The following is a 23,414-nucleotide window of genomic DNA, read 5'->3' as shown; positions in this document are numbered from 1 at the left end:
CGGCCACGGGCGGGCCCTTTCGCGTGCCCGTACGCGGGTCCCTTCGCGGTCCCCTTCGCGCGCGCTAGCCCGCGGTCCCGGCCGCGTCGTGCTCGGTGAAGATCTCGCGGGCTGCCGTGACGCCGTTGAGGGCGGCGGGGAAACCGGCGTAGCCGGCCATTTGGGTGAGCGTTTCGACGACTTCGGTGCGGGTGCCGCCGAGGCGCAGGAAGGCGCGGATGTGGATGCGGAGTTGGGGGGCGGCGGTGCCGAGGGCGGTGCAGATGGCGATGGTGAGGAGTTCGCGGGTGACGAGGTCGAGGCCGGTGCGGCAGTAGATGTCGCCGAAGACGTGCTCGACGATGTAGCGGCCGAGGTCGGGGGCGATGTCGTCGAGGGTGGCCACGACGCGGACGCCGTCGGAGCCGTCGACGGTGCGCAGGGCGTCCAGGCCGCGTTCGTAACGGCCGCCGTCGACCGGTTCCTTGACGACCGGGTCGTCGTCGGCCGGGTGGTCCGCGAAGACCTCGCGGGCGGCGCCGAGAGCGTTGAGCGCGGCGGGGAAACCGGCGTAGACGGTGGTGTGGATGAAGGTCTCGACGATCTCGCGCCGGGTGCAGCCGACATTGAGCGCACCTGCGATGTGGAAGCGGAGCTGCGGGGCGGCGTTGCCGAGGGCGGCGAGCGCGGCGACGGTGGCGAGCTGCCGCTGCCGCGGGGTGAGGCCGGGGCGTGACCATATGTCGCCGTAGCCGAACTCGATGGTCATCCGGGCCAGGTCGGGGGCGATCTCCGCGACCGAGTCGAGCAGGGCCGGGCGCTCGTCGCCGGTGACCGTGCGGAGGGCGGCCAGGCCGCGCGCGTACCGGTCGTCGGCGGGAGCGGATTCGGCGCGGTCGGTGGGGTCGGAGCCGTCTGCGGGGGTCATGACGACGACGCTAGGGGTTGGAGTCGACTCCAGCGCAAGTCCCACGCCAGCTCAGCCCGTGCAGTCGCGTCTGCCGTCCCCGTTCCCCTCGGCCGCCAGCATCACCCGCCGCAGCAGGTCGGAGAGCGTGCGCCGTTCTGCCGGGGTCAGCACGCCCAGCAGCCGGCGCTCCTCCTGGCCCTGGAACTCCAGCGCCCCGAGCCACGCCTGCCGCCCCGCCTCGGTGAGTTCGACGTCGACCCGGCGGCGGTCGGCGGCCGACGGCGTACGGCGTACGTACCCGCGCCGCTCCAGGCCGTCGAGGCGGCCGGTGATGGAGGCGGGGGCCATCTTGAGGTCGGCGGCGAGTTCGGAGGGAACGGTACGGCCGCCGCGCCCGGCGAGCGTGTGCAGCGTCTCGTACTCGTGCTTGTGCAGGCCGTGGTCGACGAGCGAGCGCTGTTTGACCCTGCGGATGTGGTCGGTGAACAGCATGGCGCGGGTGGCGGCGCCCTCGACGTCGGGGTCGAGGTCGGGCAGCACGGGCTGCCAGCGGGCGACGTGGCCGTCGGTCCAGTCGTGCGGGGTGGGCATGGGCCGATCCTATGCCTACCCACCGGAGATACGTCGGTGCCGAAATATTCGTTGACGAAATGTTCGACGCCGAAATACCTTGTTCGCCGTGACCACCCCGCCCCCGCACGAAGACCGGCACGACGACCCCCGCGACGACCGGCACGACGCCTCCCGCGACGGCTCCCGCCAGGACCCCGTCGCCCCGCCCACCAAGCCCCGGCACCCGCTCCGGCACCGCTCGTTCCGCCTGCTCTTCTTCGGCCGGACGCTCTCCGCCCTCGGCGACGCCGTCGTCCCGGCCGCGCTCGCCATCGCCATCAGCCGCGCGACCGGCTCGGCGTCCGCGCTCGCGGTCGTGCTGGGCTGCGCGATGGTGCCGCGCCTCCTGCTGCTGCCGGTCGGCGGCGTGATCGCCGACCGGTTCGACGCGCGCAAGGTCGCGCTCACCACCGACCTCGTCCGCTGCGCCGCGCAGATCTTCGTCGGCCTCGAACTCGTCGGCGGCGACCCGAGCATCCTGGTCCTCGCGGTCGCCGAGACCGTCGGCGGGGCCGCCTCCGCCTTCGCCATCCCGACCTCCGCGCCGCTGGTCGCGGGCACCGTCGAGGAGGACGGCCTGCTCGGCGCCAACTCCCTGATGGCGTCCGCCGCGAGCGCGACCCGGCTCGGCGGCCCCGCGCTCGCCGGACTGCTGATCTTCACCGCGGGGCCCGGCTGGGCGTTCCTGCTGGACGCCGCGTCCTTCGCGGCGAGTGCGGCGCTGCTCACCCTCGTCCGGGTGCGCCGCACCCCCATCCCGCGCCGCTCGATGCGCGCCGACCTCGTCCAGGGCTGGACCGAGGTCCGCGCCCGCGACTGGTACTGGACGAGCCTGATCGCCCACGCGGTGTGGAACGGGGCCGCCGCCGTCCTGGCCACCCTCGGCCCGCTGATCGCGCACCACCGGCGCGGCGGCGACGGCATGTGGGTGCTGATGCTCGAAGCGGGCTCCGTCGGCCTGCTGACCGGCTCGCTGCTCGCCTCCCGCGCCCGGCTGCGCCGCCCCGTGCTCACCGGCAATCTGGCCCTGACCAGCTACGCGCTGCCGCTGGTCCTGCTCGCCGCCGACGCCCCCGCCGTGCCCTTGATCGTCTCCTACGGCCTCGCGCTCGGCGCGCTCGGCTTCTTCAACCCGGTCTGGGAGTCCTACGTGTTCAGCTCGGTGCCCGCCGGGGTGCTGGCCCGCGTGACCTCGTACGACTGGCTGCTCTCGCTCGCCGCGATGCCGGTCGGATACGCGCTCGCGCCGCTCGCCTGCGACGCCTTCGGACCCGCCGTGCCGCTGTACGTGGCGGCGGCGCTGGTCGCCGCCCTGTGCCTGGGGACGGCGGCCGTCCCCGGTGTGCGGCACGCGACGACGGTGACCGACGCCCCCAGGGAGCGGGCACCGGTCACCGTCTGATCACCCCGTGGGGGGAGCTGTCGGGAACCCGCGGACTACGCGGTACGGCGGCGGTTGCGCGCGGTGAACAGCACCGCGCCGCCGAACGCGACGGCGCCGACCGCGATCCCGCCGATCAGCCGGGTCGCGCCCGCGCCGGTGGCGGGCAGCGAGGCGTTGCCCGCGCCGCCGGACACCGCGCCGGAGGACCCGGCCGATCCGGTGGTCCCGTTGGAGCCGGAAGAACCGGAAGAACCGGCGGTGGCCGAGGCGTTCGAGGCCGACGTCTTGACCACGAGCGCGACCGTGTTGTTCGCCGCGTTGTGGTCGAAGGGCAGCTCGATCCGGTTCGGCCCGGTCGTCAGCAGCGCCGCCTCGCCCCGGTGCACGCCGGTGGACGTGACGCGCAGGGTGAGCGGGAAGTCGTACGACTTCCCGCTGTAGAGGGTGACCGGGCGCTCGACGTCGGACTCCGTGTCCGACGCGCAGCGCAGGTACCGCTTCGCGGTGTCGCGCGGCGCGCACGTCACGGGCCACTCCACGAGTGCGGTGCCGTCGGGCACGCGGACGTCGAAGCGGGTGACCGGCGTGAAGTACTCGAGCGGGTCGATCGAGGCGGGTCCGTGGTTGTCCACGTGCACGGTGAGCTTGACCTGCGCGCCGTTCGCACCGGTGACCTCGGGCGCGGAGATCCCGAAGTCCGCGGTGTTGGTGACCGTGAAGTCCGCGCCGCCGTACGAGGTGTCGTTACGGCCGTCCGCCCCCGGGGTCCCGCCGGGAACCGGCACCAGGTGCAGGGCGGGCCCGGTGCCCGGCTCGCCCGCGGGGTGCGCGGTGGCCTCCTTCGGGGTGAACGCCGTGACGTCCACGCTCTCCGCGTAGGCGTCCGCGTTCGCCTTCACCGAGACGGTGTCGCGCACGCCGTAGCTGGCGCCGGCGGCGAGCGGCTGGTCGATGGCGCAGCGCGCCACCGTACGGTCCACGCCCTGCCGCGGGTCGCGGGAGGTGTCGTACACGCAGTTGGAGAAGCGCTCGACCGGGGTGAGGCCGTGCGACCACCGCAGCTCCAGTTGGACCGAGGCGACGTCGGCGTTGCCCTCGTTGGTGACGGTGACCGGCACGTCGCCGTTCGCTCCGGGGGCGAGGGTCGTGGCCGCCGCCCGGCCGACGACGAGGGACGGGCCGTCGGCCAGCGTCACCGTCGGCTTGAACGTCTGCGTCTTGCCGTTGGTGTTGCGGTGGCTGACGCTGAACGACCCCTTGGCCCCGGCGGCCACGCCCGGCAGCGGCCGGATCTTCACCGCGACGTCGGGCAGGTCGAGCCGCCCGACCGGCGCGCCGGGCACGGTGCAGACGGCGTCGGCGCCGGTCACCGTACAGCCTTGCGGCCAGACGACCTCGGCGACGTTCTTCATGCCCGCCGCGGAGAAGGTCAGTCGCTGGGCGGGCACGGCCACGTTCGGGTCGTGGTGGAACATCGTGACCGCCATCGAGCGGGTGACCGGTTCGGCCCCGGCCGCCGTGGGCGCGAAGGTCACGTCGTAGGCGCGCAGGCCCAGGTCGATCGAATCGGCCGGCGCGGTGTCCGTCGGCGGCCCGTCGGCTCCGAAGGCCACGGCTCCGCCGCCGAGCGTCAACACCCCGGCCGCCCCAAGGGCCAGCGCCGTGGGGCGCAGCCGTCCGGTGAATGCGCGACCTCGCATGGTGTCTCCCCGTCACTTCGAGTGGTGGTTCGTTGTGGGGAGTTGGACGGCCGATGTCGCACAGGGGTTGTACGGGTTTCCGTTTGTTATAGATTTGGTCAAGTAGCGGCGGGGACAGTGGACTTCACACCGGTTACCACCGTCTCCTGGCCCCTCGCCGGGTCCTCGCCGACCGCCGGGTCCTCGCCGACCGCCGTCCCCGCGCCCACCGTCGGCAGCGTCACGCAGACCGTGAGGCCGCGGCCGGGTGCCGTCTCCAGCGCGACCGTGCCGTGGTGCGCCTGGACGACGGCCTGCACGATGGCCATGCCGAGGCCCGCGCCGCCGCTGTCGCGGGCGCGTCCGGCGTCGGCGCGGAAGAACCGGTCGAAGACGCGGGCCGCGTCCCGCTCGCTCATACCGGGACCCGAATCGGTGATCCGCAAGAGCAGTTTCTCGCCACGCGCGGCGACTTCGACGCTGGCCGGGGATCGGGCCGGGGTGTGCACCCGCACATTGCTCAGCAGATTGCCCACGACCTGCCGCAACGCGGCCTCGTCGCCGAGGACTTCGGGCAGCGGTCCGCCGTCGGCCCGGCAGTCGGGCACCATCAGCGTCAGCGGCCGTTCCGGCTGCTGCGCGGCCAGGTCGGCGGCGGCGTCGCGGACCAGCCGGGACAGGTCGACGGCGCCGTGCGGCAGCGCGGGCCGGTCGTCGAGCCTGGCCAGCGCGAGGAGTTCGTCGACCAGGCGGCTCATCCGCAGCGCCTCGGAGCTGACCCGGCTCAGCGCCCGCTCCTTCTCGTCGGCGTCGAGCATGCCCTTCTCGTAGAGCTGGAGGTAGCCGCGCACCGACGCCAGCGGGGTGCGCAGCTCGTGCGAGGCGTCGGCCAGAAATCGCCGCAACTGTGTGGTGGCGCGCTCGCTTTCGGTCACGGCGGTCTCGATCTGCTGGAGCATCGCGTTGAGCGCGCCACTGAGCTGTTCGACCTCGCTGGAGCCGTGCCGCGCGGTGCCGATCCGCCGCCCGAGGTCGCCCCCGGCGATGGCGGACGCGGTCTCCACCATGTCCTCCAGGGGGCTCAGCCGCCGTCTGGCCGCGGTCAGCGAGCCGGTGGCGAGCAGCGCGAGCAGCACCACGCCGACGACCGATTCGACGATCAGCAGATTGCCGATCGCGTGCTTGACGCCGCTGAGCCGTATGCCCTTGACCACGATGGTGCCGTCGGAGAGCCGGATCGCGACCACCCGGTACTCCATCGAGCCGGTCTTCACGGTCTTCGCGCCGCCGCTGCGGACCAGCCCGGCCGGGTCGGGGATCGCCTCGGCGAGCCGCCGCTGCTCGGAGCTGACCGGAATGGTGCCGTCCTGGCAGACGGCGGCGGGCTCGCCGCGCCGGTCGAGCATGACGAACAGATCCTGCTGGAACGCCACCGCGATCGCCGAACTCCCCTGCCCGCCGCCCCCGTTCTGCCCGCCCTGCCCGCTCTGCAGGAGGTCGGCGAGCTGGCAGAGCCGCCGCACCATGTCCGCGTCGATCGAGGTCTTGGCGAGCGAGGACTGCGAGCCCTTCAGCGAGTCGTCGATCTCGCCGACCAGCACCATGTACGTGGCGGCGATGCTCGCGCAGGCCGCGAGCAGCAGGCCGACCGCGAGGAAGGTCACGTTGGCGATCGTGAAGCGCCCGCGCAGCGAGTGCGGGCGGGGCCACAGGCCGCACTTGTTCACCTTCACACCGCTCCCCCGGCCGTGGCGGCGCCCGGTTCCGCCGCGCGCAGCCCGTATCCGATCCCCCGCCGGGTCTCGATCAGCGGCGGCCCGAGCCGGTCGAGCTTGCGCCGCAGATACGAGATGTACGTCTCGACGACCGTGGACGAGACGGCCGTGTCGTACTGCCAGACGTGCTGGAGCAGTTGCTCCTTGGTGACGATCCGCCCGGCGTTGCGCAGCAGGTGCCGCAGCAGGTTGTACTCGGTGGGCGTCAGCTCGACGGGCTGCCCGCACCTGCGGACGGTGTACGTGGCCTCGTCCATCTCCAGGTCGCCGTGGCGCAGGACGCGCCCGTCGGCGCCCTCGCGGCGCCGGGTGCGGCGCAGCACCGCGTGCACGCGGGCCACCACCTCGTCGACGCCGAACGGCTTGGTGATGTAGTCGTCGCCGCCGAGCGCGAGCCCGGCGACCACGTCGCGCGGGGCGTCCCGCGCGGTGACGAAGATGACGGCGAGGTCGTCGGCGTCGGTCTCGGCGGCGCGTTCCTGGCGCAGCGCGCGGCAGACCTCCCAGCCGCTGCCGTCCGGCAGCATCACGTCGAGCAGTACGAGGTCGGGCCGGTGTTCGCGCGCGGCGGCCAGCGCCTCGCGCCCGGTCGCGGCACTGTGCACCGTGAAGCCGTTGTATTTCAGGGTGATGCGCAGGATGTCCGCGATCCCCGGTTCGTCCTCCACGATGAGCACGGTGGCGTCCATGCCCACCAGTATCCGCACTCCCCCCGGGGCCCCGTCCCGGCCGGAACTTTGGAGTTCCTTGAGAGAAGCGGGATCGGCTTGGCGGTCGGCGCGACAGCCACGGAGGCTGAAGAGGCTCGTTGGTCAGTCCACGGGTCCGTCGGTCAGCGCGCGGGTCCCGTTGGTCAACTCGTCGGTCGTGGAACGCTCGTTGATGGGGGATGTGGTCGTGGCCGTTGTGGCTCGATGGTGTTTTCGGCACAAATGGCTGGTGATGTCGTTCTGGCTGGCGGCGCTGCTGTGCGTCGGCGCGGTGGGCAACGCGCTCGGCAGCGGCTACTCCAACGCGTTCTCGCTCAAGGGCACCGAGTCCACCAAGGTCCTGGACCTGATGGACCAGGTGGTGCCCGAGCGGTCCGGCGAGGCCGACACGGTGGTGTGGCACGTCGACTCCGGTACGGTGCGCGACGCTTCGGTACGGGCGCGGCTCGACCCGGCGCTGGCGGACATCGCCCGGCAGAAGGACGTCGGGCAGGTCGTCAGCCCGTACGACCCGGCGGGCGCGGCGCAGATCAGCAAGGACGGCCGTACGGCGTACGCGACGGTGACGTACACCAAGCTCGGCGGTGACCTCTCCGACGACCAGGCGCAGAAGCTGATCGACACCGCGCACCACGCGGCGGCCAAGGGCCTGAGGGTCGAGGTCGGCGGCAACAAGCCCGCGCAGGCGGAGCAGCCGCTGCCGGGCCTCGCCGAGGGCGTCGGCATCGCGGCGGCGGCCGTGGTGCTGTTCCTGGCACTGGGCTCGCTGTTCGGGATGCTGCTGCCGATCGTGACGGCGCTGTTCGGCATCGGCATCTCGTCGTCGGCGATCATCATCCTCAGCCACGGCATGGACGTGGCGGACTTCTCGCCGCAGCTCGCGACGCTGGTGGGTCTGGGCGTCGGCATCGACTACGCGCTGTTCATCGTGACCAGGCACCGCAAGGGAATCCTGCGCGGGAAGAGCCCCGAGGACGCGGCGGTCACCGCGCTCAACACCTCGGGCCGGGCCGTGCTGTTCGCGGGCGGCACGGTCTGCATCGCGCTGCTGGGCATGTTCACGCTGCGGCTGACCTTCCTCGACGGTGTGGCCGTCGCGGCGGCGCTGACCGTCGTCATCACGGTCGCCGCCGCGATGACGCTGCTGCCCGCGCTGCTCGGCCTGCTGGGCATGCGGGTGCTCAGCCGCGGGCAGCGCCGCGCGCTGGCGGCCGAGGGACCGCAGCCGGAGGTCGCGACGGGCGCGGCGGCGCGCTGGTCGTCGTTCCTCCAGCGGCACCCGCGGGTGCTCGCGGTGGCGGCGGTGGCCGTGATGGCCACCTTGGCGATCCCGGCGCTCGGCCTGCGCCTGGGCTCCTCCGACCAGGGCAACAACCCGACGACGACCACCACCCGCAAGGCGTACGACATGCTCGCGGACGGCTTCGGCCCCGGTTTCAACGGGCCGTTGACGATCCTCGCCGAGGTGCCGACCGGCGCGGACAGGACCGCGCTGAACGGCCTGGTCACGACGTTGAAGGACACCGACGGCATCGCGTACGCCGCCGCCCTGCCGATGAAGCCGGGCGACAAGGTGGCGTTCATCCAGGCGGTGCCGACCACCTCGCCGCAGGACAAGGCGACCTCCGACCTGATCGACCACCTGCGCGACGACGTCGTCCCGGCCGCCGAGCGGGGCAGCACGATGCGGGCGTACGTCGGCGGCCAGACGGCGATCTTCGAGGACTTCGCGACGGTCCTGTTCAACAAGCTGCCGCTGTTCATCGGCGTGATCATCGTGCTGGGCTTCCTGCTCCTGCTGGTCGCCTTCCGCAGCCTGGTGGTGCCGCTGACGGCCGCCGCGATGAACCTGATCGCGGCGGCGGCCTCCTTCGGGGTGCTGGTGGCCTGCTTCCAGTGGGGCTGGGGCGGTTCGCTGGCCGGGCGCGAGGGGCCGATCGACGCCTTCCTGCCGGTCATCATGCTCTCGCTGCTCTTCGGCCTGTCGATGGACTACCAGGTCTTCCTGGTCAGCCGGATGCACGAGGAGTGGGTGCACACCAAGGACAACGCGCGGGCGGTACGGGTCGGGCTCGCCGAGACCAGCCGGGTGATCAACTCGGCGGCGGTCATCATGATCTGCGTCTTCGGCGCCTTCGTGCTCAGCGGCGAGCGGGTGCTGGCGATGTTCGGCATCGGCCTGGCGGGCGCGGTCGCGCTGGACGCGTTCATCCTGCGGACGGTGCTGGTGCCGTCGCTGATGCACATGTTCGGCACCTCCAACTGGTGGCTGCCCGCGTGGCTGGACAAGCGGCTGCCGCACCTGGCGGTGGAGCCGGCCGAGGACGACGGCCCCGCGGCAGGCGCGCCGACGGGCACGCTGATGGCCGCCGGGGCCGGTGCGGACATCGTCTCCGGGCCCGCCGTACGCGGCCGGGTCACGGGCGCCGCCGGGCTGCCGGTGCCGCGCTCGGAGCTGACGCTGATCGCGGCGGACGGCCGCCAGGTGGGCCGCGCGGCGGCGGACGACGAGGGCGCCTTCGCTCTGCCGACACCGCGCGCGGGCTCGTACGTCCTGGTCGCCAACGCGCCGGGACACCACCCGCAGACGGCGAGCGTGCTGGCCTCCGACCGACCGGTGGAGTGTGATCTGCGCCTCACGGGGACGGGTGCGCTGACCGGTACGGTGCGGCGCGCGGACGGCCAGCCGGTCGAGGACGCGCGGGTCGTGCTGCACGACGCGGACGGCCACGAGGTGGCGGAGACGCGGACCGGCAAGGACGGGTCGTACGCCTTCGGCAATCTCTACTCCGGCCGGTACACGCTGCTGACCATGGGCTATCCGCCGTTCCCCGCCACCGTCCGGGTTCCGGACGACGGCGGCGAGGGGGACGGTGACGTCGATCTGGAGCTGAGTTATTCGCAGGACTGACCGCGGCCGGGCGCCGCCGCTCCCCCGGCGGCGCCTGTCGTCAGGGCCCGGTTCCGAACCTTCGGAGCCGGGCCCTTCCGTATGCCCGGAGCACCGACCTTGAACATGTTCAAAACCGGGTCTAGAGTCGTCGCGTCAGTAGGTTTGAACACGTTCAAACAAGGGGTGGACCCGCTATGGACCTGACCGTCCTCGCGTATGTGATCTATCTGGCCGTCAGCATCGGCCTGACCGTCTGGGTGGCCCGTACCCTCAGCAGCAACGGCCGGATCTTCCTCGCCGACGTGCTGCACGGCGACGAGAAGCTCGCCGACGCCGTCAACCACCTCTTGGTGGTCGGCTTCTATCTGGTGAACCTCGGCTTCGTCGCCCTCTACCTGAAGTCGGCCGACGCCGTCGACAACGCGCGCGGCCTGTTCGAGGCGCTGTCGGTCAAGCTCGGCGTCGTGCTGCTGGTGCTCGGCGTAATGCACCTCGGCAACGTCTACGTGCTCAACAAGATCCGGCGGCGCGGGCTGATGGAGCGCGAGCAGTACCCGCCGGTGGAAAGCGACGGCTGGACGAAGCCGAACGGCCCGACCCCGGCCGGGGTGTGACATGACGCGCCTCACGCAGAGCGCGGTGACCGCGCGGCCCGACCGGCCGACGGCGCGGCCCGTGGCGCGGACGCCCCGCCCGCCCGTACGGCGGCTCACCGTGCTGTACGACCCCGCCTGCCGGCTGTGCGCCTTCGTACGGGACTGGCTCGTCCGGCAGCGGCAGCTCGTCAGACTCGACATGGTGCCGGTCGGCTCCCCCGAGGCCATGCACCGCTTCCCCGGCCTCGACCACGCGGCGACCGGGCGCGAGATCACCGTCGTCGGCGACGCGGGCCAGCTCTACCGGGGCGACTCCGCCTGGGTGGTGTGCCTGTGGGCGCTCGCCGACCACCGCGCCTTCTCGCACACCCTGGCCACCCCCGCGGGCCGCAGGCTCGCCCGCGCGGCGGTGCTGACCGCGGCCAAGTACCGCGAGAGCAAGCAGCGTTCGGCCGCGGCCCCGACCTGGTTCCCCGGGCGCAACGCGGCGGGCGCGCCCGGCCCCGCGCCGGTCAGGTCCGTACCCGGCTGGATCTACGACAAGGCGACCGGCTGGACGCAGAGCGACCCGGGCGCCCCGTCGGCACCGCCGGCCGTACCGCCGGCCGACCCGCGGCGCGGCCGGGGCGAGGACTGCGCCGACGGCTGTGCGGGCGACGGATAGGCTCACCCGGGTGGAGCACGTGACAGACCAGCCGGAGCCCGCGGCCACGGGTCCGGCGGCGGAGCCGGGCCCCGGCCTGGGCGAGGAACTGCCCGGCGGCCGGGCCCGGCCCAAGACCGGCAAGAGCGAGCAGACCCGCGCGGTGATCCTGGAGACCGCGATGCGGCTGTTCCGCGAGCGCGGCTACGACAAGACCACGATGCGCGCCATCGCCCAGGAGGCGGGCGTCTCGGTCGGGAACGCCTACTACTACTTCCAGTCCAAGGAATTCCTGATCCAGGGGTTCTACGACCGGATGACGCACGACCACGCGGCCGACGCCCGGGTGCGCATGCGCGGGGTGACCGACTTCGCGGAGCGCCTGGAGATCACGCTCGCGTCCTGGCTGGACACCGCGGCCGAGTACCACGAATTCGCCGCCCAGTTCTTCCGCACGGCCGCCGACCCGGACAGCTCGCTCAGCCCGTTCTCGAACGAGTCGCACCCGGCCCGCGCCACCGCCGTCGAACTCTTCCGCGACGTGCTGTCCGGCTCCGACCTCGCCCCCAAGCTCGACTCCGAACTCGCCGAGCTGCTCCCCGAACTGCTCTGGCTGCACCTCATGGTCGTCGTCCTCTACTGGGTCTTCGACCGCACCCCCGACACCGCGCGGACCCGCGAGTTCGTGCACCGCTCCACCCCCGTGGCGGCCCGCGTCATCGGCCTGTCCCGCTACCGGGTCTTCCGCCCCGTCGTCCGCGACGCCAAGTCCCTCATCCAGGACTTCATCCTCCCGACGATCGGCCGCACCGCGGTCACACCGTCGAGTCGGCCGACTCCCGATCGGCCGGGGCAGCCGGGCTAGTCGTGGCGGTCGCTTCCGCCGGGTCGGCCGGACCGGCCTGCGCCGCCTCGCGGCGCAGCGCCCGCAGGCTCCGCGCGCCGAGGGCCGCGATGGCGGTGCCGAGGAGGAAGGAGACGATCGCGAGCGTGAGGTGGATCCAGAAGTAGGCGGTGGGCGATCCGTGGTCGCCGTCGTGGAAGGCCAGACCGCTGGTGTCCTTCCACAAATTCTTGACAAAGGTGACCCAGACGATCCACGACCACACACCGAAAGCGACCAGGAACCAGGACACGCGCCGACTGAGCTTCATGCGTCCCAGTATGTGCGGGCCCCCCGGTAGGAGGGCCGACGGGGGTGGCCGGTTCCCCGCGCGGGACGTGCGGATCGTCACGGCGGACGGCCCGCACCCGGGGGCGCGGCGGCCAGGAAAGGGCATGTACGTTTCCTCGGGTGCCCATGCCTACGACCGCCGCGCGCCGCACCGCGCCGCACCGTTCCGCCCTGGCCGTTCTCGCCGTGTCCGCCGTCGCCGCGCTGCTCGGCGGCACCGTCCTGACGGGGGCCGCGAGCGCGGCTCCGGCCGCCGGCACCAAGCCCGCGCCGAGACCGCCCGAGCACATGTCCACGGTGGGCGGCGACCGGCTGGGCGTGCCGGGCACGCAGGTGGACCCGGGACAGGGCGCGCCCGCGCTGCCCGCGAAGCTGACGGCGAAGTCCTGGATCGTGGCGGACGCCAAGACCGGTGAGATCTACGCCGCGCACAACGCGCACTGGCGGCTCCCCCCGGCCAGCACCCTGAAGATGCTGTTCGCCGACACGGTGCTGCCGAAGTTCCCGAAGAACACCGTGCGCAAGGTGCTGCCGAGCGACCTCCAGGGCATGGGCGAGGGCAGCAGCCTCGTCGGCATCAAGGAGAATCTGACCTACACCGTCCACGACCTGTGGCTCGGTGTCTTCCTGCGCTCGGGCAACGACGCGGTGCACGTGCTGTCCGCCATGAACGGCGGCGTCGCCAGGACCGTCGCGGACATGAACGCGCGGGCCAAGGAGTTGCAGGCGGCCGACACGCATGTGGTCACGCCCGACGGCTACGACGAGCGCGGGCAGGTCAGCAGCGCGTACGACCTCACGCTCTTCGCCCGCTCGGGGCTCCAGAACGCCGACTTCCGCGAGTACTGCTCGACGGTGAGCGCGCAGTTCCCCGGCGAGTGGAAGGTCGACAAGAACAAGAAGACCGGCAAGACCACCAAGAAGCGCGAGTCGTTCGGCATCCAGAACACCAACCGGCTGCTCAGCGGCGACTACGGCCTGTCCCCCTACCCCGGCATCGCGGGCGTCAAGAACGGCAACACCACCAACGCGGGCGCCACCTTCACCGGGGTCGCGCAGCGCGACGGCCGTACGCTGCTGGTCACCGTCATGACGCCGAAGGCCGAGCACGACCTGGTCTACCGCGAGGCCGCCTCGCTGCTGGACTGGGGCTTCAAGGCCGCCCCTACGGTCAAGCCGGTCGGCACGCTGGTCCCGCCGCTGAGCCAACTGCCGCCGCCGACCGCCACGACGAAGGCGCCCGAGGGCGACAAGGGACCGGCCACCGCCTCCGCCACGGCCGGTTCCTCCCACGACGGCCTGTGGACGGCGCTGGGCGTCGCCGCCGGTTCCCTGCTCGTCCTGGCCGTGGCGTTCATCGTGGTACGGAAGCTCCGCCCGCTGCCGTCCCCGGCCGGCGGTGGTCCTCATCCTGCCCCGCGTCCTGATCCCGCTCCGCGTCCCGGTGCTGACCCTGATCCTGGCCCTGATCCCGATCCCGATCCCGATCGGGCGTCCGGTCCGGCGTCCGGTCCCGACCGCCGCTCCCGGCGCCGGAAGGGCTGACGGACTCCGGGGCCCGCGTGGCCCCGTGGACCTCGATCACCTCGACGACCTCCACGGTCTCGACACCTTCCACCGGTTCCCCGGCGGCGTCGCCGTCACCACCGTCCCCACCGTCCCCGCCGTCCTTCTCGGGCGGCGGCGCGTGCCTGGGCGTCGCCGTCCACGCGGCGCAGTACAGCAGCAGCTTCGCCATGAAGTTGATCCAGAGCAGCAGGGCGACCGGCGTACCGAAGGCGCCGTACACGTTCTTGCCCGCGACGCCCTGGAGGTAGCCGCTGAGCAGCACCTTCAGCAGTTCGAAGCCGACCGCGCCGATGAACGCCGCCTGGACCACGGCGCGGCGCGACGGTTCGACGCCCGGCAGCAGCGTCAGCAGGTAGGTCAGGATCAGGAAGTCGGCCAGGACGGCGATGCAGAAGCCGAGGACGGTCAGCAGCGCGCGGCCGGGGCCGTGGTCGGCGAGCCCGGCCTTGTGGACGGTCCAGTCGACGGCCGCGGTCGCGAAGCCGGAGGCGGCGAGCGAGAGCAGGGCCGCCGCGCCGAGGCCGAGCAGGATGCCGCCGTCGACCAGTTTGGCGACGACGGGGTTGCGCTCCTCGTCGTCCTTGTCCCAGACGGCGCGCAGGCAGTCGCGCAGCGAGCCGACCCAGCCGATACCGGTGAAGAGCAGCGCGGCACCGGCGATCCCGCCGATGGTCCCGGCGTTGGCGACCAGGCCGTTGATGTCGAGCTGGTCGGCGATGCCGGGGATCTGGTCGGAGATCTTGTGCTGGAGGGTGTCGAGCTGATGCTGCGACAGCAGCGCGGCGCCGATCGCCGCGACGACCGCGAGCAGCGGGAAGAGCGAGAGGAAGCTGGTGAAGGTCATCGCGGCGGCCAGCCGCGTCCAGTGGACGGTCTGGAGGTGCGCGAAGGCGCGCCAGCCGTGTGTCCGCATCGCCGCGGCGATGCGCGGGCCGATCCAGGGCAACCTTGTCAACCAGTCCATACCGGGGGGCCTACCCTCCCCCGGCCCGCGCAGTCCCGCGGAACACGAAGATGCGGGTTCCCCAGAAGCGCAGCGCGGTCGCGAGAGCCATGCCGATGCCCGCGCCCGACACGACATCGGCGCGCGCACTGGCCAGCCCGAGCACGTAGTGGGATACGCCCAGACAGCCCAACTGCACGAGCGCGCCCGCCACGTTCACCGCGAAGAAGACCCCGTACTGCCGTGCCCTGCCGACCGCGGGGGTCCGGCCCCGGTAGGTCCCCAGCGCGTTGCCGAGATACGCCACCGTGCACCCGGCGAGGAACGACAGCGCCTTCGCACCGATCGGCCCGAACCCGCCGGGGCCGCGCAGCCAGACGAACAGCCCGAGGTCGGCGGCGTACGCGGCGCCGCCCGCGAGGGCGAAGCCGAGGACTTCCGAGCTGAGGCCCCGAGGGGAGCGCGCCCTCACCGGTTGACCGCCGCCAGGACGTAGAGGACGACCCAGGCCAGGGCGATGACGACCAGGGCGCGGTCGCGCAGGACGACGTCCTCGGGGGCGCCCGCGGAGCCCGCGTCGGCGAAGACGGCGTAGCGCAGGACGGAGAGGATGAAGGGGATCATCGAGAGCTGCCGCCAGGGGAGCCAGCCGTTGGGCGAGGCGCCGGTCTCCATCGACCACAGGCAGTAGGCGAGTACGGCGCCGCCCGCGGCGAGCTGCCAGACGAAGCGCAGGTAACCGGTGGTGTACGCGCCGAGGAGGGCGCGGGAGGCGCCGACCTCGGAGCCCTCCGAGTCCTCGGGCGGCGCGGGGGCCGCCGGGGCGGTGGCGTCCGGCTGGGGTCCGACCGTCGGGGCCGCCGGGGCCGCGGGGGCCGCCGCCGTGGCCCGTTCGGCGAGCCGCGACATCAGGACGAGTTCGGAGTAGCGCTTGGCGGCGACCATGAACAGCGCGCCGAAGCCCGAGGTGATCAGGAACCAGCGGGACAGGTCGATGCCGAGGGCGAGGCCGCCCGCCATGGCGCGCATCAGGAAGCCGGTGGTGACGATGACGAGGTCGACGACCAGCATGTGCTTGAGCCACACACAGTAGGCGAGCTGCATGACCACGTATCCGGCGAGCAGCCCGGCCGTGTCCGGGTTGCAGAGCACCCCGGCCGCCGCGGGCGCGAGGACCGCGAGGGCGCCGCCCGTGGCGTACGCGACCGGCACCGGGACCTGTCCGCAGGCCACCGGGCGGCGGCACTTGACGGGGTGGGCGCGGTCGGCGTCGGCGTCGCGGGCGTCGTTGATCAGATAGACGGCGGCGGAGCAGCCGGTGAAGAGCACGAAGACGACGGCGAGCTGGAGTACGGCGTGCGCGGACAGCAGGCGTCCGGCGGCCAGTGGCGCGGCCAGCACGAGGACGTTCTTGACCCACTGCCGGGGCCGGGCGGTCCGCACCAGACCGGCGGGCAGTCCCCGTACGGAGACCGGGGGCGGGAAGCGTCCGGCCGAGGGGACGGCGGACGCCGGTACGTCGTCGATGAGCGCGGCGGTGCGTTCCGTCATGACGGCCGCCCTCCGCGCAGGGCCCAGTTCCGGCCGAGCCGGGCGGTGACGGCGCCGAGCAGCGCGCCGCAGGCCACGTCGCTCGGGTAGTGGACGCCGACGACCATCCGGGACACGCACATGGCGGCGGCGAGCGGCGGGAGCGGCGCGGCGAACGGCGTACGGGGCATCAGTGCCCCGAAGGCGACGACGGCCGCGGCGGCCGAGGTGGCGTGCGAGCTGGGGAAGCTGTGCCGTCCGGCGGTGCGGACCAGCGGTTCGGCGTCCGGCAGCACCGGGCGGGGGCGGCGGACGACCCGTTTGACCCCCATGCTCGCCGCGTGGGCCGCGCCGACCAGTGTGGTGGCGCGCAGCCAGGCGCCGCGGCGGCCGGGGTCGGCGCAGGCGCCGGCGAGACCGGCGGCCAGCCAGACCGCGCCGTGCTCGCCCGCCCAGGACAGCGCGCGGGCCGCACCCGCGACGCGGGGGTCGGTGCCGCGGCGGCGCAGCGCGGCCAGCAGGTGGTGGTCCGCGCGTTCCGCGGCGGAGTCGGGGTAGCGCACTGGTCGGTACTCCCTCGCAGCGACGGCTCGTGACCCGGGGCCGCCGCAGCTGGGCGACCGGCCGCCCCACCTGGGCGAATTGTCAGGTCATCACACTTGGACCCCGAGTGCTTACCGTGCGCGACGGCTCCTCACGCACCACCACTCACCCTTTTCAGTGAGAAAAGCCGCATAACGCACTATTCGTGATCTTTTGCACCACTCAGAGCGCTACGGTCACGGACATGCCTGTACCCTCCGCGACGACCGTCCCCGTCACCGGCGAGGGCCGCACCGCCGCCGATGCCTCGGCCGACCCCACCGACGCCTCGACCGACCCCACCGCCGCCCCCCTCGATCGCGGCTCCGGCCCCGCCGACCTCCCCAGCCGCGTCGGCCCGGTCACCGGCTGGGGCCGCACCGCCCCCACCACCGCCCGCGTCCTGCGCCCCCTGACGTACGAGGCGGCCGTCGCGGCGGTCACCGGCAGCGACGGCCGCGGCGCCATCGCGCGGGGCCTGGGCCGGGCCTACGGGGACGCGGCGCAGAACGCGGGCGGCGCCGTCCTGGACATGACCGGACTCGACCGCGTCCACGAGATCGACGCCGTCAACGGCCTGGTCGTGTGCGACGCGGGCGTCTCGCTGCACCGCCTGATGGAGGTGCTGCTGCCGCTCGGCTGGTTCGTGCCCGTCACGCCCGGCACCCGCTATGTGACGGTCGGCGGCGCGATCGGCGCGGACATCCACGGCAAGAACCACCACGGCTCCGGGTCCTTCTCCCGCCATGTGCGCGCCATCGAACTGCTCACCGGTGACGGCGAGACCCGGCTGGTCACGCCCGAGGACGAGCCGGGCCTGTTCTGGGCGACGGCCGGCGGCATGGGCCTGACCGGCGTCATCCTGGCCGCGACCCTCCAGCTCCTGCCGGTCCAGACGTCGTTGATGACCGTGGACACCGAACGCGCCACCGACCTGGACGACCTGATGGCGCGGCTGACCGCGACCGACGACACGTACCGCTACTCGGTGGCCTGGATCGACCTGCTCGCGCGCGGCGCGAAGACCGGCCGCGCCGTCCTCACCCGCGGCGACCACGCCCCGCTCGACGCGCTGCCCGCCACGTCCCGCGCCCGCCGCGACCCGCTCGCCTTCCGCCCCGGACGGCTGCCCGCCGCCCCGCGCTTCGTCCCCGAGGGCCTGCTCGGCCGCACCAGCGTCGGCCTGTTCAACGAGTTCTGGTACCGCAGGGCCCCGCGCGAGCGGCGCGGCGAACTCCAGCGCCTGTCCGCCTTCTTCCACCCGCTGGACGGGCTGCCGCACTGGAACCGGATCTACGGCCGCAGCGGCTTCGTCCAGTACCAGTTCGTCGTCGGCCACGGCCAGGAGGAGGCGCTGCGGCGCATCGTCGGACGGATCGGCGCCCGCGGCTGCCCGTCCTTCCTCGCCGTGCTCAAGCGCTTCGGCGAGGGCGACCCCGGCTGGCTCTCCTTCCCGATGGCGGGCTGGACCCTCGCCCTCGACATCCCCGCCGCGCTCCCCGGCCTCGGCGCGTTCCTCGACGAGCTGGACGAGGAGGTCGCGGAGGCGGGCGGCCGGGTCTACCTCGCCAAGGACGCGCGGCTGCGGCCCGAACTCCTGGCCCGGATGTACCCGCGCCTCGACGACTTCCGCACCCTGCGCGCCACGTACGACCCGCGCGGCGTGATCACGTCCGACCTCGCCCGCCGCCTGGCCCTCTAGGGCCCGCCGCCACAGCCTCGAAGGAGCTTCCCGTGAAGGACGCGTTCGGCGCCCCCCAGTCCCTGCTGATCCTCGGCGGCACCTCCGAGATCGCGCTGGCCACCGCCCGCCGCCTCATCGCCCGCCGCACCCGTACCGTCTATCTCGCGGGCCGCCCCTCCGAGGCGCTGGACGCCGCCGCGACGCAGTTGCGCGCGCTCGGCGCCGACGTCCACGCGGTCGGCTTCGACGCCCTCGACCCCGCCTCGCACGAGGAGGTCCTCGGCAAGCTCTTCACCGAGGGCGACATCGACATGGTGCTGCTCGCCTTCGGCGTCCTCGGCGACCAGGCCCGCGACGAGCAGGAACCGCTCTCGGCCGTCCACGTCGCCCAGGTCAACTACACCGGCGCCGTCTCCGCCTCCCTGGTCTGCGCGGGCGCCCTCCAGTCCCAGGGCCACGGCTCGCTGGTCGTGCTGTCCTCCGTGGCCGGCGAGCGCGCCCGCCGCGCCAACTTCATCTACGGCAGCAGCAAGGCCGGGCTCGACGCCTTCGCCCAGGGCCTCGGCGACGCCCTGCACGGGGCCGGCGTGCACGTCATGATCGTCCGCCCCGGCTTCGTCCGCACCAAGATGACCGCGGGGCGCGAGGAGGCCCCGCTGGCCACCACCCCCGAGGCCGTCGCGGTCGCCATCGAGACCGGGCTGCGCCGCCGCAGCGAAACGGTCTGGGTGCCCGGCACCCTGCGCGTGGTCATGTCGGCCCTGCGGCACGTCCCGAGGCCGCTCTTCCGCCGCCTGCCGGTCTGACCCGGCACCGGCTCCGCCGCGCGCCGTCGGCGGCGGGCGGCCGTGTCGTACGCTCCACAGACGGTGACACCGCGTTCCGGAGGAGGGGGCCAATGGGGGCGACTCCCGCTGACGGGAGAGGACTTCGGGGTCGGCGGCTGCGGTGGCTGACCCCGCCGGTCGTGGCCTTCGCGGTCGTCGTCAGCTCCGTCTTCGTCGTCGCGGGGCTGTCCGGGACCGGCGCCAGGTCGGCCGTGCAGAGCGCGGCCCCGCCCAGGCCCGTGCTCACCCGGGTCGGCGCGTGGACGGCGGCCCTGGCGGGCGGCGGCCAGCGGGTCCACCACCGCACGGTCCGCATGGTCGTGCACCCGACGATCGGCGGGACGGGCGTACGCGTGCGGCTGTCGAACCGGTACGGGACCGGGCCGCTGCCGGTCGGGGCCGTGGACGTGGCCGTCCAGGCGCACGGCGGGGACGCCGTACCCGGCACGCATCACACCGCGACGTTCTCCGGGGCGGGCGCCACGACGATCCCGGCGGGGCGGGACGCGGCGACCGACCCCCTCGCGATGACCGTCAACGCGGACGAGAATCTGCTGGTCAGCGTCTACTTCCCCGGTGACGCGGGCGCGTCGGGGCGGCACTGGCTGGCCGCCGAGACCACGTACTACTCGGCGCCCGGCGACTTCGCCGCCGCCGACACCACCGCGCACTACCCCGTCTCGAACGGCGTCTGGTACTACCTCAGCGGTCTCGACGTGGAGTCCGCCACCGCCCGCGGCACCCTGGTCGCCTTCGGCGACTCCCTCACGGACGGCGCGGGTTCCAGCACGTCGGCCAACGCCCGCTGGCCCGACGTCCTCGCCCGGCGGCTGCGCGACCGGCCGGGCGGCCCGCTCCTCGGCGTCGTGGACGCGGGCCTGAGCGGCAACCGGGTGCTCACCGACACCGGCACCCGCTTCGGCACCAGCGCCCTGCACCGCTTCGCCCACGACGCCCTCGGCCAGCCCGGCGTCACGGCCGTGGTCCTGCTGGAGGGCATCAACGACATCAGCGTCGACCGCGGCCCGCACGGGCACCTCGCCGCGGCCGACCTCATCGACGCCTACCGCACCCTCATCCGCCAGGCGCACGCGGCGGGCGTACGGATCTACGGCGCGACCCTGCCGCCCTTCCAGGGCTCCCGCCCCTACACCCCCGCCGGTGAGCGGATCCGCGAGACCGTCAACCGCTGGATGCTCGGCGGCCACGCCTTCGACGCCGTCTTCGACCTGTCCGCCGCGCTGCGCGACCCCGCCCGGCCGCACCGCCTGTCCCCCGCCTACGACAGCGGCGACCACCTGCATCCCAACGACGCCGGTTACCGCGCGATGGCGAACGCGATCGATCTCCGTACGCTGACGGCTCCGCTGACTCCGCGCGCGGCGGGCTGAGCGGCCGTACCCCCGCTCACAGGCGGCTGGGGGTCGCCTCGTCCGTCGTGTTCTCCGCGTCCTCCCCGGGCGGGGCGACCTCGCCGAAGCGGGCCAGGGCCAGGGCGCCGACGACCGCGAGGGCGAAGCCCGCGACCGCGACCGGGGCCCAGCCGTGGCGGGTGCGGTCGCCGAGGGCCAGGACGCCGACGAGCGCGGGGCCGACGGTCTCGCCGATGACCATGCCCGCGGTGGCGGCCGTCACCGAGCCGCGCTGGAGGGCGGAGGTCAGCAGCAGGAAGGCGGCTCCGCCGCCGACGAGGAGGCCGTACACGGCCGGGTTGGTGAGCAGCGCCACCGGGGTCATGCCGTCGATGACGCGGACGGCGACCTCGACCACGCCGAAGCCGAGGCCCGCGCCGAGGCCCAGCGCCGCCGCGCGGGAGCGTTCGGGGAGGCGGCCGGCCGCCGTGCCCGCCGCGAGGACGGCGAGGGCCGTGGCCAGCGTGCCCCAGCGCAGCGCCGTGCCGCCGTGGTCCGCGCCGGCCCCCTCGCTGCCCGAGGCCATGCCCAGCAGCGCCAGGCCGCCGCACACCGCCGCGACCGCGCCCCACTCGCGCGGCGACAGCCGCGTGTCCAGCAGCCGCGCCGCCGCGACCGCCGTGACGGCCAGGCTCGCCGCCAGGGCCGCGCCCACCGCGTAGATCGGCAGCGACCTCAGCGCGACCAGTTCCAGCGCGAAGCCCACGCCGTCGAGGCCCAGGCCCGCCACGTAGCGCCACTCGCGCAGGGCCCTGCCCAGCAGCCGCGCGTCGACCGCCGAGCCCGAGCCTCCGCCCGGCTCCGCCGCCGCCCGCGCCGCCACCGCTTGCAGCACGGACGCCACCCCGAAACACACGGCCGCGCCCAGCGCACACACCATTCCCAGAAGCACGCCACTGACTCTAGGGCGTCCAGCACCCCGGGCCCCGCCCCGAGCGCTTCCTCCGCCGCGGACGGCGAGCCGCCCCTTCCCACCGGCCGGTGGCCGCAAGCCCCCCGAATCGCCCCTCCGGGCCCGGTGGTGACCTGCGGCAGCAATGTGGCTGAGCGCGCAGTTCCCCGCGCCCCTCAAAAGATCGGCCCACCCCGTCAGGGGCGCGGGGAACTGCGCGGCCGGCCCCCACCGGCCGGTGGTGCGGAGAGGAGGGAACCGCCCCCGCCGGCGGGAGGGGGGGAGGTCAGGCGGAGAGGACCGTGCGGAGTTGGGTGAGGCCCCAGTCGAGGTCGTCCTTGGAGATGGTGAGCGGCGGCGCCAGCCGAATGGTGCTGCCGTGGGTGTCCTTGGCGAGAACCCCGAGCGCCATGAGCCGCTCGGAGATCTCGCGGCCGGTCCCCACGGCGGGATCGATGTCGACCCCGGCCCACAGCCCGCGCCCGCGCACCTCGGTGACCTTGCCGGAGCCGGTGAGGAGGGCGAGCTCGCGGTGCAGGTGGTCACCGAGTTCGGCGGCGCGCTCCTGGTACTCCCCGGTGCGCAGCATGGCGAGGACTTCGAGCCCGACGGCGCAGGCCAGCGGGTTCCCGCCGAAGGTGGACCCGTGTTCGCCGGGCCGGTAGACGCCGAGGACGTCGCGGGAGGAGACCACGGCCGAGACGGGCACGACGCCGCCGCCGAGCGCCTTGCCGAGGACGTACATGTCGGGGACGACGTCCTCGTGCTCGCAGGCGAAGGTGCGGCCGGTCCTGCCGAGGCCGGACTGGATCTCGTCGGCGATGAAGAGCGCCCCGCGCTCGGCGGTGACCCGGCGCACCCCGGCGAGATAGCCGGGCGGCGGCACGAGGACGCCCGCCTCGCCCTGGATCGGCTCCAGCAGCACGGCGACGGTCTCGTCGTCCACGGCCGCTTCGAGCGCGGCGAGGTCGCCGTAGGGGACGGTCACGAAGCCGGGGGTGTACGGGCCGAAGTCCGCCCGCGCCTCGGGGTCGGTGGAGAAGCTGACGATCGTGGTGGTGCGCCCGTGGAAGTTCCCGGCCGCGACGACGATCCTGGCCCGGCCGTCCGGTACGCCCTTGACCCGGTAGCCCCACTTGCGCGCCGTTTTCACGGCGGTCTCCACCGCTTCGGCTCCGGTGTTCATCGGCAGCACCATCTCCATGCCGCACAGCTCGGCGAGCCGCGTACAGAAGTCCGCGAAGCGGTCGTGGTGGAAGGCGCGGGAGGTCAGCGTGACCCGGTCGAGCTGCGCCTTGGCCGCCGCGATCAGCCGGGGGTTGGCGTGGCCGAAGTTCAGCGCCGAGTAGCCCGCGAGCATGTCGAGGTAGCGGCGGCCCTCGACGTCGGTCATCCACGCGCCTTCGGCCGTGGCGACCACGACGGGGAGCGGGTGGTAATTGTGCGCGCTGTGCGCCTCGGCGGCGGCGATCCGCTCACCGGTGGTGCCGGTGGTACCTGCGGTGCCGGAAGGACCTGCGGTGGTGGTGGTCACGTGCGTTCTCCGTTCGTTGTACGTCGGAGGCCAGGGCGAAGGGGCGGGGTGACGCCCCTTTCTATCGTCGCTCGCCGCGATCACGG

At 73.6% G+C, this 23,414-nt stretch carries 20 protein-coding genes and 1 pseudogene; 9 read left to right on the top strand and 12 right to left on the bottom strand.

What is annotated here, in order from left to right:
- Window positions 1-64: 64 nt before the first annotated feature.
- Both ACIO6U_RS33715 and ACIO6U_RS33710 read right to left on the bottom strand, forming a co-directional pair.
- Window positions 65-907 carry a carboxymuconolactone decarboxylase family protein gene (locus ACIO6U_RS33715; RefSeq protein ID WP_401724960.1) on the bottom strand — a complete coding sequence of 281 codons (843 nt, stop codon included), beginning with the start codon at window positions 905-907 and terminating at the stop codon, window positions 65-67.
- A gap of 51 nt (window positions 908-958) precedes the next feature.
- Window positions 959-1,480, bottom strand: coding sequence for a MarR family transcriptional regulator (locus tag ACIO6U_RS33710; protein ID WP_391050496.1), 522 nt, complete (start codon window positions 1,478-1,480; stop codon window positions 959-961).
- Between the two features lie 88 nt (window positions 1,481-1,568).
- On the opposite strand from ACIO6U_RS33710, the gene ACIO6U_RS33705 reads away from it, so the two are divergent.
- Window positions 1,569-2,903 (top strand): MFS transporter, encoded by a 1,335-nt coding sequence (locus ACIO6U_RS33705; protein ID WP_401724958.1) that lies wholly within the window; start codon window positions 1,569-1,571, stop codon window positions 2,901-2,903.
- Between the two features lie 35 nt (window positions 2,904-2,938).
- Here ACIO6U_RS33705 and ACIO6U_RS33700 read toward each other — a convergent pair whose 3' ends face one another.
- From ACIO6U_RS33700 to ACIO6U_RS33690, 3 genes are all read right to left on the bottom strand, one after another.
- Window positions 2,939-4,585 carry a hypothetical protein gene (locus ACIO6U_RS33700; protein ID WP_401724956.1) on the bottom strand — a complete coding sequence of 549 codons (1,647 nt, stop codon included), beginning with the start codon at window positions 4,583-4,585 and terminating at the stop codon, window positions 2,939-2,941.
- A 98-nt stretch (window positions 4,586-4,683) separates the two neighbouring features.
- The gene (locus tag ACIO6U_RS33695) at window positions 4,684-6,297 is read right to left on the bottom strand and encodes an ATP-binding protein (protein WP_401724954.1); all 1,614 of its coding nucleotides are present in this window, start codon (window positions 6,295-6,297) and stop codon (window positions 4,684-4,686) included.
- Window positions 6,294-7,028 carry a response regulator transcription factor gene (locus tag ACIO6U_RS33690; protein ID WP_401724952.1) on the bottom strand — a complete coding sequence of 245 codons (735 nt, stop codon included), beginning with the start codon at window positions 7,026-7,028 and terminating at the stop codon, window positions 6,294-6,296. Before ACIO6U_RS33690 ends, ACIO6U_RS33695 begins: the two co-directional genes overlap by 4 nt.
- Window positions 7,029-7,281: 253 nt before the next feature.
- Between ACIO6U_RS33690 and ACIO6U_RS33685 the strand changes: the two genes are divergently transcribed.
- The 4 genes from ACIO6U_RS33685 (at window position 7,282) to ACIO6U_RS33670 (ending at window position 12,046) form a co-directional block, all read left to right on the top strand.
- A complete protein-coding gene (locus tag ACIO6U_RS33685; RefSeq protein ID WP_401724951.1) occupies window positions 7,282-9,960 on the top strand; it encodes an MMPL family transporter in 2,679 nt (892 codons plus the stop codon).
- 176 nt (window positions 9,961-10,136) lie between these two features.
- Window positions 10,137-10,556: a hypothetical protein gene (locus tag ACIO6U_RS33680; protein ID WP_401724948.1), complete on the top strand. Its 420-nt coding sequence runs from the start codon at window positions 10,137-10,139 to the stop codon at window positions 10,554-10,556.
- Between the two features lies 1 nt (window position 10,557).
- Window positions 10,558-11,202: a DCC1-like thiol-disulfide oxidoreductase family protein gene (locus tag ACIO6U_RS33675; RefSeq protein ID WP_355336865.1), complete on the top strand. Its 645-nt coding sequence runs from the start codon at window positions 10,558-10,560 to the stop codon at window positions 11,200-11,202.
- A 10-nt stretch (window positions 11,203-11,212) separates the two neighbouring features.
- On the top strand, window positions 11,213-12,046 hold the full coding sequence (locus ACIO6U_RS33670) for a TetR family transcriptional regulator (protein WP_401724945.1): 834 nt from the start codon (window positions 11,213-11,215) through the stop codon (window positions 12,044-12,046).
- Here the strand turns inward: ACIO6U_RS33670 and ACIO6U_RS33665 are convergent.
- Entirely contained in the window at window positions 11,997-12,335 is a 339-nt protein-coding gene (locus ACIO6U_RS33665; RefSeq protein ID WP_401724943.1) for an SCO4848 family membrane protein, read from the bottom strand. The two genes, ACIO6U_RS33670 and ACIO6U_RS33665, sit on opposite strands and share 50 nt — an antisense overlap.
- Before the next feature lie 146 nt (window positions 12,336-12,481).
- Between ACIO6U_RS33665 and ACIO6U_RS33660 the strand changes: the two genes are divergently transcribed.
- A complete protein-coding gene (locus ACIO6U_RS33660; RefSeq protein ID WP_401725040.1) occupies window positions 12,482-13,900 on the top strand; it encodes a D-alanyl-D-alanine carboxypeptidase family protein in 1,419 nt (472 codons plus the stop codon).
- 76 nt (window positions 13,901-13,976) lie between these two features.
- Here the strand turns inward: ACIO6U_RS33660 and ACIO6U_RS33655 are convergent.
- From ACIO6U_RS33655 to ACIO6U_RS33640, 4 genes and pseudogenes are all read right to left on the bottom strand, one after another.
- Window positions 13,977-14,888: pseudogene (locus tag ACIO6U_RS33655) on the bottom strand (YihY/virulence factor BrkB family protein); the annotation flags it as partial.
- 10 nt (window positions 14,889-14,898) lie between these two features.
- Window positions 14,899-15,339, bottom strand: a complete 441-nt coding sequence (locus tag ACIO6U_RS33650; RefSeq protein ID WP_401724941.1) for a GtrA family protein — start codon at window positions 15,337-15,339, stop codon at window positions 14,899-14,901.
- A complete protein-coding gene (locus ACIO6U_RS33645; protein WP_401724938.1) occupies window positions 15,336-16,418 on the bottom strand; it encodes a decaprenyl-phosphate phosphoribosyltransferase in 1,083 nt (360 codons plus the stop codon). The genes ACIO6U_RS33650 and ACIO6U_RS33645 overlap by 4 nt, the downstream gene beginning before the upstream one ends.
- A complete protein-coding gene (locus ACIO6U_RS33640; protein WP_355336859.1) occupies window positions 16,415-16,960 on the bottom strand; it encodes a phosphatase PAP2 family protein in 546 nt (181 codons plus the stop codon). Before ACIO6U_RS33640 ends, ACIO6U_RS33645 begins: the two co-directional genes overlap by 4 nt.
- A gap of 224 nt (window positions 16,961-17,184) precedes the next feature.
- Here ACIO6U_RS33640 and ACIO6U_RS33635 point away from each other — a divergent pair, with 224 nt between their 5' ends.
- The 3 genes from ACIO6U_RS33635 to ACIO6U_RS33625 all read left to right on the top strand — a co-directional run bounded on the left by ACIO6U_RS33635 (window position 17,185) and on the right by ACIO6U_RS33625 (window position 20,881).
- Window positions 17,185-18,681, top strand: coding sequence for an FAD-binding protein (locus tag ACIO6U_RS33635; RefSeq protein WP_401724935.1), 1,497 nt, complete (start codon window positions 17,185-17,187; stop codon window positions 18,679-18,681).
- 32 nt (window positions 18,682-18,713) lie between these two features.
- The gene (locus tag ACIO6U_RS33630; protein WP_355336857.1) at window positions 18,714-19,469 is read left to right on the top strand and encodes a decaprenylphospho-beta-D-erythro-pentofuranosid-2-ulose 2-reductase; all 756 of its coding nucleotides are present in this window, start codon (window positions 18,714-18,716) and stop codon (window positions 19,467-19,469) included.
- 92 nt (window positions 19,470-19,561) lie between these two features.
- Window positions 19,562-20,881, top strand: coding sequence for an SGNH/GDSL hydrolase family protein (locus ACIO6U_RS33625; protein ID WP_401724932.1), 1,320 nt, complete (start codon window positions 19,562-19,564; stop codon window positions 20,879-20,881).
- 16 nt (window positions 20,882-20,897) lie between these two features.
- Here the strand turns inward: ACIO6U_RS33625 and ACIO6U_RS33620 are convergent, their stop codons facing one another.
- Together ACIO6U_RS33620 and rocD are read right to left on the bottom strand one after the other, a co-directional pair.
- Window positions 20,898-21,782, bottom strand: a complete 885-nt coding sequence (locus ACIO6U_RS33620) for a hypothetical protein (RefSeq protein WP_355337201.1) — start codon at window positions 21,780-21,782, stop codon at window positions 20,898-20,900.
- A 298-nt stretch (window positions 21,783-22,080) separates the two neighbouring features.
- Entirely contained in the window at window positions 22,081-23,265 is a 1,185-nt protein-coding gene (gene rocD / locus ACIO6U_RS33615) for an ornithine--oxo-acid transaminase (protein WP_355337199.1), read from the bottom strand.
- Between the last annotated feature and the right edge of the window lie 149 nt (window positions 23,266-23,414).

This window comes from Streptomyces sp. NPDC087422 (assembly GCF_044744145.1).
GTDB lineage: Bacteria > Actinomycetota > Actinomycetes > Streptomycetales > Streptomycetaceae > Actinacidiphila.
The sequence above is the reverse complement of the archived record's forward strand: the minus strand, read 5'-3'. Positions and strand labels throughout refer to the sequence as shown.

Bases quoted from the DNA above. Each gene is read 5' to 3' on its own strand.
- ACIO6U_RS33625 (WP_401724932.1), top strand. From the start codon at position 19,562: ATGGGGGCGACTCCCGCTGACGGGAGAGGACTTCGGGGTCGGCGGCTG.
- ACIO6U_RS33620 (WP_355337201.1), bottom strand. From the start codon at position 21,782: ATGGTGTGTGCGCTGGGCGCGGCCGTGTGTTTCGGGGTGGCGTCCGTG.
- ACIO6U_RS33665 (WP_401724943.1), bottom strand. From the start codon at position 12,335: ATGAAGCTCAGTCGGCGCGTGTCCTGGTTCCTGGTCGCTTTCGGTGTG.
- ACIO6U_RS33660 (WP_401725040.1), top strand. From the start codon at position 12,482: ATGCCTACGACCGCCGCGCGCCGCACCGCGCCGCACCGTTCCGCCCTG.
- ACIO6U_RS33700 (WP_401724956.1), bottom strand. From the start codon at position 4,585: ATGCGAGGTCGCGCATTCACCGGACGGCTGCGCCCCACGGCGCTGGCC.
- ACIO6U_RS33715 (WP_401724960.1), bottom strand. From the start codon at position 907: ATGACCCCCGCAGACGGCTCCGACCCCACCGACCGCGCCGAATCCGCT.
- ACIO6U_RS33645 (WP_401724938.1), bottom strand. From the start codon at position 16,418: ATGACGGAACGCACCGCCGCGCTCATCGACGACGTACCGGCGTCCGCC.
- ACIO6U_RS33685 (WP_401724951.1), top strand. From the start codon at position 7,282: ATGTCGTTCTGGCTGGCGGCGCTGCTGTGCGTCGGCGCGGTGGGCAAC.
- ACIO6U_RS33690 (WP_401724952.1), bottom strand. From the start codon at position 7,028: ATGGACGCCACCGTGCTCATCGTGGAGGACGAACCGGGGATCGCGGAC.
- ACIO6U_RS33635 (WP_401724935.1), top strand. From the start codon at position 17,185: ATGCCTGTACCCTCCGCGACGACCGTCCCCGTCACCGGCGAGGGCCGC.
- ACIO6U_RS33680 (WP_401724948.1), top strand. From the start codon at position 10,137: ATGGACCTGACCGTCCTCGCGTATGTGATCTATCTGGCCGTCAGCATC.
- ACIO6U_RS33710 (WP_391050496.1), bottom strand. From the start codon at position 1,480: ATGCCCACCCCGCACGACTGGACCGACGGCCACGTCGCCCGCTGGCAG.
- ACIO6U_RS33675 (WP_355336865.1), top strand. From the start codon at position 10,558: ATGACGCGCCTCACGCAGAGCGCGGTGACCGCGCGGCCCGACCGGCCG.